10 protein-coding genes are annotated in these 12,795 nt (G+C 56.0%); 5 read left to right on the top strand and 5 right to left on the bottom strand.

The annotated features are described in order from the left end of the window. Positions 1 to 94: 94 nt before the first annotated feature. Positions 95 to 2,317, bottom strand: coding sequence for an NADP-dependent isocitrate dehydrogenase (locus tag HBN68_RS16485; RefSeq protein WP_169965322.1), 2,223 nt, complete (start codon positions 2,315 to 2,317; stop codon positions 95 to 97). A 466-nt stretch (positions 2,318 to 2,783) separates the two neighbouring features. Between HBN68_RS16485 and icd the strand changes: the two genes are divergently transcribed. Next, positions 2,784 to 4,040, top strand: coding sequence for an NADP-dependent isocitrate dehydrogenase (gene icd, locus HBN68_RS16480; RefSeq protein WP_094992611.1), 1,257 nt, complete (start codon positions 2,784 to 2,786; stop codon positions 4,038 to 4,040). A 76-nt stretch (positions 4,041 to 4,116) separates the two neighbouring features. Here icd and HBN68_RS16475 read toward each other — a convergent pair whose 3' ends face one another. Continuing rightward, positions 4,117 to 4,389: a cold shock domain-containing protein gene (locus HBN68_RS16475; RefSeq protein ID WP_141232167.1), complete on the bottom strand. Its 273-nt coding sequence runs from the start codon at positions 4,387 to 4,389 to the stop codon at positions 4,117 to 4,119. A gap of 224 nt (positions 4,390 to 4,613) precedes the next feature. Here HBN68_RS16475 and clpS point away from each other — a divergent pair, with 224 nt between their 5' ends. Both clpS and clpA read left to right on the top strand, forming a co-directional pair. Continuing rightward, positions 4,614 to 4,976 carry an ATP-dependent Clp protease adapter ClpS gene (clpS, locus tag HBN68_RS16470; RefSeq protein WP_047274327.1) on the top strand — a complete coding sequence of 121 codons (363 nt, stop codon included), beginning with the start codon at positions 4,614 to 4,616 and terminating at the stop codon, positions 4,974 to 4,976. Positions 4,977 to 5,005: 29 nt separating this feature from the next. Continuing rightward, a complete protein-coding gene (gene clpA / locus HBN68_RS16465; RefSeq protein ID WP_094992609.1) occupies positions 5,006 to 7,276 on the top strand; it encodes an ATP-dependent Clp protease ATP-binding subunit ClpA in 2,271 nt (756 codons plus the stop codon). 117 nt (positions 7,277 to 7,393) lie between these two features. Here the strand turns inward: clpA and infA are convergent, their stop codons facing one another. The 3 genes from infA to aat all read right to left on the bottom strand — a co-directional run bounded on the left by infA (position 7,394) and on the right by aat (position 9,215). Further along, positions 7,394 to 7,612 (bottom strand): translation initiation factor IF-1, encoded by a 219-nt coding sequence (gene infA, locus HBN68_RS16460; protein WP_002553999.1) that lies wholly within the window; start codon positions 7,610 to 7,612, stop codon positions 7,394 to 7,396. Between the two features lie 100 nt (positions 7,613 to 7,712). Then, a complete protein-coding gene (locus tag HBN68_RS16455; protein ID WP_169965320.1) occupies positions 7,713 to 8,420 on the bottom strand; it encodes an arginyltransferase in 708 nt (235 codons plus the stop codon). Between the two features lie 114 nt (positions 8,421 to 8,534). Beyond that, positions 8,535 to 9,215 carry a leucyl/phenylalanyl-tRNA--protein transferase gene (aat, locus tag HBN68_RS16450; protein WP_169965318.1) on the bottom strand — a complete coding sequence of 227 codons (681 nt, stop codon included), beginning with the start codon at positions 9,213 to 9,215 and terminating at the stop codon, positions 8,535 to 8,537. Positions 9,216 to 9,641: 426 nt separating this feature from the next. Here aat and HBN68_RS16445 point away from each other — a divergent pair, with 426 nt between their 5' ends. Both HBN68_RS16445 and lolA read left to right on the top strand, forming a co-directional pair. Continuing rightward, entirely contained in the window at positions 9,642 to 12,044 is a 2,403-nt protein-coding gene (locus HBN68_RS16445) for a DNA translocase FtsK (RefSeq protein ID WP_169965316.1), read from the top strand. A gap of 52 nt (positions 12,045 to 12,096) precedes the next feature. Next, the gene (gene lolA, locus HBN68_RS16440) at positions 12,097 to 12,720 is read left to right on the top strand and encodes an outer membrane lipoprotein chaperone LolA (RefSeq protein WP_169965314.1); all 624 of its coding nucleotides are present in this window, start codon (positions 12,097 to 12,099) and stop codon (positions 12,718 to 12,720) included. The last annotated feature ends 75 nt before the right edge of the window (positions 12,721 to 12,795 follow it).

Here is a 12,795-nt window from a genome sequence, read left to right as displayed (position 1 = left end):
CCAAGCCCCAAATGTGCAGGTGTCGCAACACGGGGGGCCAAAAACACAAACCCCGGCGTCGTGGGCCGGGGTTTGTGGTGTTGCGGTGTTGCTCTTACACCGACGCGATGATCGCGTTCAGCGTGGCGCTAGGGCGCATTACGTTGCTGAGCTTGTCGGCATCGGCGTGGTAATAACCACCGATGTCTACCGGCTTGCCCTGAACAGCGTTGAGTTCGGCAACGATGGTTGCTTCGTTCTCGGCCATGGCTTTTGCCACAGGGGCAAATTGGGCTTGCAAGTCTTTGTCTTCAGTCTGGGCTGCCAAGGCTTGTGCCCAGTACAGTGCCAAGTAGAAGTGGCTACCGCGGTTGTCGATATTGCCGACTTTGCGCGATGGCGATTTGTTGTTGTCGAGGAACTGGCCGGTGGCCTGGTCCAGGGTTTTGGCCAACACCAACGCTTTCGGGTTGTTGTAAGTCGTGCCCAGGTGCTCCAGGGAAGCTGCCAGCGCCAGGAACTCACCCAGCGAGTCCCAGCGCAGGAAGTTTTCTTCCAGCAGTTGCTGCACGTGCTTGGGCGCCGAACCGCCAGCGCCGGTTTCGAACAGGCCGCCGCCATTCATCAGCGGAACGATCGACAGCATTTTGGCGCTGGTGCCCAGTTCCATGATCGGGAACAGGTCAGTCAGGTAGTCGCGCAGAACGTTACCGGTCACCGAAATGGTGTCCAGACCCTTGCGGGTGCGCTCCAGCGTGAATTTCATGGCTTCGACCGGGGACATGATGCGAATGTCCAGGCCGCTGGTGTCGTGATCCTTCAGGTAAGCCTGAACTTTCTCGATCATCACGCCGTCGTGGCTGCGTTTTGGGTCGAGCCAGAAGACAGCCGGGGTGTTGCTGGCGCGAGCACGGTTGACGGCCAGTTTGACCCAGTCACGGATCGGCGCGTCTTTGGCCTGGCACATGCGCCAGATGTCGCCAGCTTCGACTTTTTGTTCCATCAACACGTTGCCGTTGCTGTCGCTCACGCGAACCACGCCGTCTGTCTTGATTTGGAAGGTCTTGTCGTGGGAGCCGTACTCTTCGGCTTTTTGTGCCATCAGGCCGACGTTCGGCACGCTGCCCATGGTGGTCGGATCGAAGGCGCCGTGTTGCTTGCAGTCTTCGATAACCGCCTGGTAGATGGTGGCGTAGCAGCGGTCCGGGATCACGGCCTTGGCATCGTGCAACTGACCGTCGGTGCCCCACATCTTGCCGGAGTCGCGGATCATGGCGGGCATCGAGGCGTCGACAATGACGTCGCTCGGCACGTGCAGGTTGGTGATGCCTTTGTCGGAGTTAACCATGGCCAGCGCAGGACGATTGGCGTAGACCGCCTGGATGTCCGCTTCGATTTCGGCTTGCTTGTCCGCAGGCAGGGCCTTGATGCGGGCGTACAGGTCACCGATGCCGTTGTTCAGGTTGAAACCGATTTCTTTCAGGACGTCAGCGTGTTTTTCCAGCGCGTCTTTGTAGAACTCGGCCACGATCTGACCAAACATGATCGGGTCGGAGACCTTCATCATGGTGGCTTTCAAGTGCACCGAAAACAGTACGCCTTGTTTCTTGGCGTCTTCGATTTCGGCCGCTACGAACTGGCGCAGGGCTTTTTTGCTCATCACGGAGCAATCGATGATCTCGCCGGCCTGTACGGCCGTTTTTTCTTTCAGGACGGTAGTGGTGCCGTCTTGAGCGATCAATTCGATTTTGACGCTGTCCGGGGCTTCAATCAGGGCTGCTTTTTCGCTGCCGTAGAAGTCGCCTTCGCTCATGTGAGCCACGTGGGACTTGGAGTCTGCGGCCCAGGCACCCATTTTGTGCGGGTGCTTGCGCGCGTAGTTTTTCACCGACAGCGGGGCGCGGCGGTCGGAGTTGCCTTCGCGCAGTACCGGGTTTACGGCGCTGCCCATGACTTTGCTGTAACGCGCTTTAACGTCTTTCTCGGCGTCAGTGGTTACAGACTCAGGGTAATCCGGGATATCGAAGCCCTGCGCTTGCAGTTCTTTGATCGCGGCCTGCAATTGCGGGACCGAGGCGCTGATATTAGGCAGCTTGATGATATTGGCTTCAGGGGTAACGGCCAGGGCGCCCAATTCGGCGAGGTGGTCCGCTACAGCCTTGGCACCCAATTGCTCGGGGAAGCTGGCAAGGATTCGGCCTGCCAGAGAGATGTCGCGCGTCTCAACAGCGATATCAGCCGGCGCGGTGAACGCTTCGATGATAGGCAGCAGTGAATAGGTGGCGAGGGCCGGAGCTTCGTCGGTGAAGGTATAGATGATCTTCGAACGGGTGGGCATTTCGGATTAACTCTCTTCTTTGCTGAGCGTGCTCAGATTCTCGAGATGCGCAGGGTAGGCGCTTTCGTTCACAGTGAACAATGAGCCGAAAGTCGAGGTTCTTCGCGGTGATGTGAATGCATCAGTAGAGCGTCAAGCGGTCGAGCCGGGGTAACGGCTCAGCCTTTCTAGGCCTGAAAGACTCATTGCAGTGTGGTGCCTCGCGATGACTCCGCGGTCACCGGCGCAGTATACATAGGTCACTAATGTTCCGGCGAGGGCTGAGGTGGATCAGTGGTCATCCATTGGTCTAAGAAGCGTTCGCATATCGCCCTGTGTTTTGTCGCCAGGTCCTTTGTATCCGGGGTTGTCAGGGGCGCTGTGGCAGGCATGTAACCGGGTATGTAGAACATTCGGTTTGCGTGCCCATTCAACTGGGTTACGCTCGAGAGCGGCATAGATGTTAAACCCACATATGGAGTTCAGTATGGGATACAACAAGATCAAGGTTCCAGCCGCAGGTGAAAAAATCACCGTCAACGCAGACCACTCCCTGAACGTGCCCGATAACCCGATCATTCCTTACATCGAGGGTGATGGCATTGGTGTCGACATCAGCCCGGTCATGATCAAAGTAGTGGATGCTGCCGTGAACAAGGCCTACGGCGGCAAGCGTAAAATCTCCTGGATGGAGGTGTATGCAGGCGAGAAGGCGACTCAGGTTTACGATCAGGACACCTGGCTACCACAGGAAACACTGGATGCCGTCAAGGAATACGTTGTGTCGATCAAGGGGCCGCTGACCACGCCGGTCGGTGGCGGTATTCGATCGCTGAACGTGGCTCTTCGCCAGCAACTCGATCTGTATGTCTGCCTGCGCCCGGTGCGTTGGTTCGAAGGCGTGCCCAGTCCGGTCAAAAAGCCGGGTGATGTGGACATGACCATCTTCCGTGAGAACTCTGAAGACATTTATGCCGGCATCGAATGGAAGGCCGGTTCGCCCGAAGCCAATAAAGTCATCAAGTTCCTGAAAGAAGAAATGGGCGTGACCAAAATCCGTTTCGATCAGGATTGCGGTATTGGCGTCAAGCCAGTTTCTAAAGAGGGCACCAAGCGTCTGGCGCGTAAAGCCTTGCAATATGTCGTGGATAACGACCGCGAGTCGCTGACCATCGTGCACAAAGGCAACATCATGAAATTCACCGAAGGTGCTTTCAAGGAATGGGCCTATGAAGTGGCGGCTCAAGAGTTCGGCGCAACCTTGCTCGACGGCGGGCCGTGGATGCAATTCAAGAACCCGAAAACGGGGCGCAATGTCATCGTCAAGGACGCCATTGCCGACGCTATGCTTCAGCAGATTCTGCTGCGGCCAGCAGAGTATGATGTGATCGCCACGCTCAATCTCAATGGCGATTATCTGTCCGATGCGCTTGCTGCTGAAGTCGGCGGTATTGGCATTGCGCCAGGTGCAAACCTGTCCGACACCATTGCCATGTTCGAAGCGACTCACGGCACGGCGCCCAAATACGCGGGCAAGGATCAGGTCAACCCCGGATCACTCATTCTGTCGGCTGAAATGATGCTGCGGCACATGGGCTGGACCGAAGCGGCCGACCTGATCATCAAGGGCACCAATGGTGCGATCTCGGCCAAAACCGTCACTTACGACTTCGAGCGTCTGATGGAAGGCGCCAAGCTGGTGTCGTCTTCAGGTTTTGGCGATGCGCTGATTGCGCATATGTAGGCATTGCAGTAACAGAAAAGGCCGACTCACGTGAGTGAATCGGCCTTTTTTTGGCGCTGACTGTGGGATCGGCGGGTCAGACCGAGAGGCTATTGGCCTCTATGGCGGTCGCGGCAGGGGCGACTTTGGTGCTGGTAATATTCACTGCATGCAGGCCTTTGGGGCCTTGAATGATTTCGAAATTGACTGGCTGGCCCGCTTTAAGCGTTTTGTAGCCGTCCATGTCAATGGCTGAAAAGTGAGCGAAAAAGTCGATCTTGTCTCCTTGTTCATCTTTGCCTTCCTTGGCGTCCGTGTTGATAAAGCCGAAGCCTTTGGCATTGTTGAACCACTTGACCGTGCCTTGCATACTCATATCCCTCTGCTGCAAACGACTCCATCACTGGAGTATCATCCAGTTCACTCGCACATCGACCCTGAAAGTGGTTGACTGTGCGGACCTTTACTCCCCACATTGGGTACCAATGGTTGTAACACCGTTTTACCGATAGTCAAGGTCACGCGGCGGCGCTGTTGAAATTTGACGCGCCTGCCTCCATCACTGTAACCGCACAACGACGAACCTTTCTTTCCATGCATGCAATCAGCCAGATTCGACTAACATTCAATCAGGATCGACCCGATTTTGATGACGACGACTCCGCTGGCTTGGCTGTGCAAGAGGCTAAGCCCGCACTTCAGGCGCCGCCGATGTACAAGGTGGTTTTGTTCAACGATGACTACACACCCATGGATTTCGTCGTCGAAGTACTTGAGGTGTTTTTTAACTTGAATCGCGAATTGGCGACCAAGGTCATGCTGGCCGTTCATACAGAAGGACGGGCAGTGTGCGGCATCTTTACCCGCGACATCGCCGAGACCAAGGCCATGCAGGTAAACCAGTACGCACGCGAAAGCCAGCATCCGCTACTCTGTGAAATCGAGAAGGACGGTTAACGCCGACCACTTGGGTATGAGGTGAAGCCATGTTAAACCGCGAGCTCGAAGTCACCCTCAATCTTGCCTTCAAGGAAGCCCGCTCCAAGCGTCATGAATTCATGACGGTAGAGCACCTCCTTCTTGCGCTTTTAGATAATGAGGCAGCCGCAACCGTTCTACGCGCCTGCGGCGCAAACCTCGACAAACTCAAGCATGACCTGCAAGAGTTTATTGATTCCACAACGCCCCTGATCCCCGTTCACGATGAAGACCGTGAAACCCAGCCTACGCTCGGTTTTCAGCGGGTCTTGCAGCGTGCGGTGTTCCATGTCCAAAGCTCCGGCAAGCGCGAAGTCACGGGCGCCAACGTGCTGGTGGCCATTTTCAGCGAGCAGGAAAGCCAGGCTGTCTTCCTGCTCAAGCAGCAAAGTGTTGCCCGTATTGATGTGGTGAATTTCATCGCGCACGGCATCTCCAAGGTGCCGGGCCATGGCGAGCATTCTGACGGCGAGCAAGACATGCAAGACGAGGAAGGGGGCGAGTCCTCTTCTTCAAGCAATCCGCTGGACGCCTATGCCAGCAACTTGAACGAACTGGCCCGCCAGGGCCGTATCGATCCGTTGGTTGGTCGTGAGCATGAAGTTGAGCGTGTGGCTCAAATTCTGGCCCGACGTCGCAAAAACAACCCGTTGCTGGTTGGCGAGGCCGGTGTGGGTAAAACCGCGATTGCTGAAGGCCTGGCTAAACGTATTGTTGATAATCAGGTTCCGGACTTGCTGGCCAATAGCATCGTCTATTCGCTGGACCTTGGTGCATTGCTGGCTGGCACCAAATACCGTGGCGACTTCGAGAAGCGTTTCAAGGCGTTGCTGGGTGAGCTGAAGAAGCGCCCTCAAGCGATCCTGTTTATCGATGAGATCCACACCATCATTGGTGCTGGCGCTGCATCGGGTGGCGTGATGGACGCGTCCAACCTGCTCAAGCCCCTGTTATCTTCCGGCGATATCCGTTGCATTGGTTCCACGACCTTCCAGGAATTTCGCGGTATTTTCGAGAAGGACCGGGCACTGGCGCGTCGCTTCCAGAAAGTGGATGTCTCCGAGCCGTCGGTTGAAGACACGATAGGCATTCTGCGCGGGCTGAAGGGGCGTTTTGAACAGCACCACAGCATCGAATACAGCGACGAATCGTTGCGTGCCGCAGCCGAGCTGGCGTCACGCTACATCAATGATCGGCATATGCCGGACAAAGCCATTGATGTCATCGACGAAGCGGGTGCTTACCAGCGTCTGCAGCCGGTTGAGAAGCGCGTCAAGCGTATTGAGGTCGAGCAGGTCGAAGACATCGTGGCGAAAATCGCCCGCATTCCGCCAAAGCATGTCTCCAGCTCTGATAAAGAACTCCTGCGCAACCTTGAGCGTGACCTGAAGCTGACCGTGTTTGGTCAGGATGCGGCCATTGATTCGTTGTCGACAGCCATCAAGCTGTCACGTGCAGGGCTCAAGTCACCTGACAAACCGGTAGGGTCATTCCTGTTCGCGGGCCCGACGGGTGTGGGTAAAACCGAAGCGGCGCGTCAACTGGCTAAAGCGCTGGGTGTCGAGCTGGTGCGCTTCGACATGTCCGAGTACATGGAACGCCATACCGTCTCGCGTCTGATCGGTGCTCCTCCGGGGTACGTGGGCTTCGATCAGGGCGGTTTGCTGACGGAGGCAATCACCAAGCAGCCGCATTGCGTGTTGCTGCTCGATGAAATCGAGAAGGCACACCCTGAAGTCTTTAACCTGCTGCTGCAGGTCATGGATCACGGCACGCTGACTGACAACAACGGGCGCAAAGCCGACTTCCGCAACGTGATCATTATCATGACCACTAACGCAGGGGCTGAGACAGCATCTCGGGCTTCGATCGGGTTCACCTTCCAGGATCACTCATCCGATGCCATGGAAGCGATCAAGAAAAGCTTCACGCCGGAGTTCCGTAACCGCCTGGACACCATTATTCAATTTGGTCGCCTCAGTCACGAGGTTATCAAAAGTGTGGTGGACAAGTTCCTTACCGAGCTTCAGGCGCAGTTGGAAGACAAACACGTACAGCTTGACGTCACCGATGCAGCGCGGGGCTGGCTGGCAGCGGGTGGTTACGATGTACTGATGGGCGCGCGTCCGATGGCGCGTCTGATTCAGGACAAGATCAAGCGCCCGCTGGCGGAAGAAATCCTCTTTGGCGAATTGGCCGATCATGGCGGTGTGGTCCACATCGACCTGAAAGATGGCGAATTGACCTTTGAGTTTGAAACGGCTGTCGAAATGGCTTAAAGCAGCCAAGTATAAAAAAAGCGCCGAAAGGCGCTTTTTTTATGGAGTAAGCGGATGCTGACAAATCCCGGGCAAACAAAAACGCCCGGCAGAACCGGGCGTTTTGTATTGACTTGATTAGCGAGCGCGGTAAGTGATGCGCCCTTTGCTCAAGTCATAGGGCGTCAGCTCGACGCGCACTTTGTCACCGGTAAGAATACGGATGTAGTTCTTGCGCATCTTGCCGGAGATATGCGCGGTTACGACGTGCCCATTTTCCAACTCCACGCGAAACATGGTGTTGGGCAGGGTGTCGACGACAGTGCCTTCCATTTCGAAGCTGTCTTCTTTCGACATGCAGTAAAGCCCTCGGTGTCCAGTGAATGGCCCGGTGCAACTGCGCCAGGCAAAAGCGGCGTGCATTGTGCCCGAAAAGTGGGGTTCACGCCAAGGGGGTTCAGCAAAGAGTGCTCCATCTTTGGTTAATCAGCAGTTCAATAGGCCTGTATTCGGTCTTGTAATTCATTTTTTTGCAGTTTTTGATCCAGTAGCCCAGGTAAACGGCCTCCAGTCCAAGGCGCTCCGCCTCGGTGATTTGCCACAGGATGCAATAGCGGCCCAGGCTGCGGCGCTCTTCGTCGGGATCATAAAAGGTGTAAACCGCAGACAAGCCGTTAGGCAGCACATCCGTCACGGCCACCGCCAGTAACCGTCCGTCCAGCCGGAACTCATAGAATCTGGAAAATGGCAGATCACGCACCAGAAAGGTCGAAAACTGATCGCGACTCGGTGGGTACATGTCGCCATCGGCATGGCGCTGCTCGATGTAGCGCTGATACAGGTCGAAGTGTTCTTCACTGAAGCCCGGCCTGGCCACTTGCACGTGCAGGTCGGCATTGCGCTTGAAAATGCGTTTCTGCTGACGGTTCGGGTTAAAAAGCGCCACAGGAATACGTGCCGCTGTGCATGCGTCGCATCGCAGGCAGTGCGGGCGGTAAAGGTGGTCACCACTGCGACGAAAGCCCATTTCGGACAAGTCGGCATACACCTGCACGTCCATCGGCTGGCTGGGATCGAGGAACAGCGTCGTAGCTTGTTCATCGGGCAGGTAGCTGCAAGCGTGAGGTTGAGTGGCATAAAACTTCAAACGCGCCAGCTCGGTCATGATCGGCCCTCGGTGAATCTTTGAATTAAGTGTAAGCCAGCTCGGAAAACTCGCCTGTTAAACCACGACTGTTCGCCCGCGGCCAGTGCGGCAGTTTTAATTGTCGGGCGTTGATTAGCGGGGCCACTTGGCGCTTGTCGGTTGATCCAGGTGGTTATGCAGATAGTTGGCGAATTGTGCGCGCGGAATTGACCGCGCACCGAGGCTTTCGAGATGTCGGGTAGGCATCTGACAGTCAATCAAGACAAATCCCCACGCTTGAAGCTGTTTGACCAGCGTGGCAAATCCTGCTTTTGACGCGTTATCTGCGCGGCTGAACATGGATTCGCCAAAAAACAGTTGGCCCATCGCCAGGCCATATAATCCGCCCACCAGTTCATCGTGCTCCCACACCTCTACAGAATGGGCGTGTCCACGTTCGTGAAGTTCGATGTAAGCGTTTTGCATGTCGCCCGTGATCCACGTGCCATCGGCGTAGGCGCGTGGCGCTGCGCATGCGTGGATGACAGCCCGAAAATCACGGTCGAAGGTGACGGTGTATCGCTGCTGGCGCAGCAATTTGCCCAGGCTGCGTGAAACATGGAGCTCTTGCGGAAATAGCACCGTGCGAGGGTCTGGTGACCACCACAAGATGGGCTGGCCCTCTGAAAACCACGGAAAACACCCATGACGATAAGCTTGAATCAGGCGGTCAGCCGACAAGTCGCCGCCTGCGGCAAGTAAACCATTGGGCTCGCGCATGGCGTTGGCCAAGGGCGGGAATGTCAGGGAGTCGCGTTTCAACCAGGTCAGCATGGCATTGAGTCTTACAGTAGAAGGGGAGGGCGGCTGCAACTCTGTCGCGCAAGTGCGGTCTCAGTCGATCTGGCAGTCAATTCAGGGGGCTGTGTCGGGCCTGTTATAAGTCTTTGTCACATAAGGCAATGCATGCTCAAATTGGCGCGTTGGGGCGTTGTACAAGACAATTTCTGTAACCTCGGGTGCCAGCATGGCATCGGCGGCGCAAACCCGTACAATGGCCTGCCTGTTTGAGCTGTTCTAAGCTGCACAGTATTCACTGTTTTACATGGCGGGCTGGTCATGGAAAAACACGTAATAGTACAAGGCTGTGTGTAAGGCTAGTCCAGTTTCATGTCTGAACTTGTCACCTGCTCGCCGTGAGCAGTATTTTTGCAGTCAATCAATTGTTGGGCGCGCCACAGGCGCAGGAAAACACGCGTTTTGAAGAAATCCACAGCAGCACCTAAAGAAGTTCCTCTCTGGCGTCAGCAACTGCACTACCGGCTCAAGGAAGGTGCATTGATTGCGATTGGCGCCCTTTGCCTGTTCCTGATGATGGCCTTGCTGACCTATGGCAAGGACGATCCCGGCTGGAGTCACAACAGCCGCGTGGTGGATGTGCAGAACTTCGGCGGGCCTGCCGGTTCTTACAGCGCAGACATCCTGTTCATGGTGCTGGGCTACTTCGCTTATATCTTCCCGCTGCTGCTGGCGGTCAAGGCTTATCAGATCTTCCGTGAGCGGCATCAGCCCTGGCAGTGGAGCGGCTGGCTGTTTTCGTGGCGCCTGATCGGGCTGGTGTTTCTGGTGCTGTCAGGCGCAGCCCTGGCCCACATTCATTTTCACTCGGCTTCCGGCCTGCCGGCTGGCGCCGGTGGGGCGCTGGGTGAAAGCCTGGGCGATCTGGCCAAGAACGCGTTGAATGTACAAGGCAGTACGCTGCTGCTGATTGCTCTGTTTCTATTTGGTCTGACCGTATTTACCGACCTGTCGTGGTTCAAGGTGATGGACCTCACGGGCAAGATCACCCTTGATCTGTTCGAATTGATCCAGGGCGCCGCCAATCGCTGGTGGTCGGACCGCGCCGAGCGCAAGCAACTGCACGCGCAATTGCGAGAAGTCGATACCCGTGTCAATGAAGTGGTAGCGCCGAGCGTTCCCGACAAGCGCGAGCAAGCCAAGGCCAAGGAACGCCTGATCGAGCGTGAGCAGGCCCTGAGCAAACACATGTCCGAACGTGAAAAACATGTGCCGGCAGTGATTGCCCCTGCACCCGCCAAGGCGCCGGAACCCAGCAAACGCGTGCAAAAAGAAAAACAGGTTCCACTGTTTGTCGACAGTGCGGTTGAGGGCACGCTGCCACCGATCTCGATTCTTGATCCGGCCGAAAAGAAGCAGCTCAACTACTCCCCTGAATCACTCGCGGCGGTGGGGCATTTGCTAGAGATCAAGCTCAAGGAGTTTGGCGTAGAGGTGTCGGTGGACTCGATCCACCCTGGCCCGGTGATTACCCGTTATGAAATTCAGCCTGCAGCAGGCGTCAAGGTCAGCCGCATCGCCAACCTCGCCAAGGACCTTGCACGTTCCCTGGCGGTAACCAGCGTGCGCGTGGTTGAAGTCATTCCCGGTAAAACCACCGTGGGTATCGAGATCCCCAACGAAGACCGCCAGATCGTGCGCTTCAGCGAAGTGCTGTCGACTCCCGAATTTGATAATGCCAAGTCGCCCGTTGCCTTGGCATTGGGGCATGACATTGGTGGTAAGCCGGTCATTACCGATCTGGCGAAAATGCCGCATTTGCTGGTGGCCGGTACAACGGGTTCCGGTAAGTCGGTAGGTGTCAACGCGATGATCCTGTCGATCCTGTTCAAGTCGGGCCCGGAAGACGCCAAGCTGATCATGATTGACCCGAAAATGCTTGAACTGTCGATCTACGAAGGCATTCCGCACTTGCTGTGCCCGGTGGTGACCGACATGAAAGACGCCGCCAACGCCCTGCGCTGGAGCGTGGCGGAGATGGAGCGTCGCTACAAGCTGATGGCCAAGATGGGCGTGCGTAACCTTGCCGGCTTCAACCAGAAGATCAAAGATGCCCAAGAGGCTGGCGAACCGTTGACCGATCCGCTGTACAAGCGCGAAAGCATCCACGACGAAGCGCCGTTGCTGACCAAATTGCCGACCATCGTGGTGGTGGTTGACGAGTTTGCCGACATGATGATGATCGTCGGCAAGAAGGTGGAGGAGCTGATTGCCCGTATCGCGCAGAAAGCCCGTGCCGCAGGGATTCACTTGATTCTTGCGACCCAGCGTCCCTCGGTGGATGTGATAACCGGTCTGATCAAGGCCAACATTCCGACGCGCATGGCGTTTCAGGTGTCGAGCAAGATTGACTCTCGGACCATTATCGATCAGGGCGGCGCCGAGCAACTCTTGGGCCATGGTGACATGCTGTACATGCCACCGGGCACCAGCCTGCCGATTCGCGTGCATGGCGCGTTTGTATCCGACGAAGAAGTTCACCGTGTGGTCGAGGCCTGGAAGCTGCGCGGCAGCCCGGATTACAACGACGACATCCTCAACGGGGTGGAAGAAGCGGGCAGCGGCTTTGAAGGCGCAAATGGCGACGGTGGAGAGGATGCGGAAACCGACGCCTTGTATGACGAAGCTGTCCAGTTTGTGCTGGAAAGCCGTCGTGCCTCTATCTCAGCCGTTCAGCGAAAATTGAAAATCGGCTACAACCGCGCGGCACGCATGATTGAATCCATGGAAATGGCCGGGGTTGTAACCTCTATGAATACTAATGGCTCGCGTGAAGTTCTGGCGCCAGCTCCAATACGCGACTGATCGGCCCGCGGTGTACGCGGGGGCCTGGTTTAACTAATCAAAGAGGGTTTTCATGCGTTTTGTCAGCATGCTGTTGCTACCGGTTCTGGCTATGTCTTCTCTTGCGGCTCATGCCGGCGAACAGGATGTAAAGCGGTTAGGCCAACTGCTGAGGCAGTCCAACACCATCACTGCCCGTTTCAGTCAGTTGACGCTGGATGGCAGCGGCACCCAATTGCAGGAAACGACCGGTGACATGTCGGTCAAGCGTCCGGGGCTGTTCTATTGGCACACCGATGCGCCTCAAGAACAGACCATGATTTCTGATGGCAAGAAAGTGACCCTCTGGGACCCGGATCTGGAGCAGGCGACGATCAAGAAGCTGGATGAGCGCTTGACCCAGACGCCTGCTTTGCTGTTGTCGGGAGACGTCTCAAAAATTGAACAAAGTTATGACGTAAGCTCCAAGACGCAGGGAGAGGTCATGGAGTTCATCCTGAAACCTAAAACCAAAGACACCCTGTTCGATTCGCTTCGTTTGTCTTTCCGTAAGGGCAACATCAGTGAAATGCAATTAATCGACAGTGTCGGTCAACGCACCAATATCCTGTTCAACGAGGTGAAGGTGAATAAAGAGATTCCTGAGAGCAAATTCAAGTTCGTGGTGCCTAAAGGCGCTGATGTCATTCAGGAATAACTCACTGTGCCTATGGGTCGGTGACACGGGGCTCGCACTTTTCTGGCCGTTTTCAAGGCGATGTTATCGCTTGGT

Origin of the sequence: Pseudomonas sp. WS 5078, from assembly GCF_012985745.1 — a bacterium.
Classification (GTDB): domain Bacteria; phylum Pseudomonadota; class Gammaproteobacteria; order Pseudomonadales; family Pseudomonadaceae; genus Aquipseudomonas; species Aquipseudomonas lundensis_A.
This window is presented reverse-complemented; position numbering and strand designations above follow the sequence as displayed.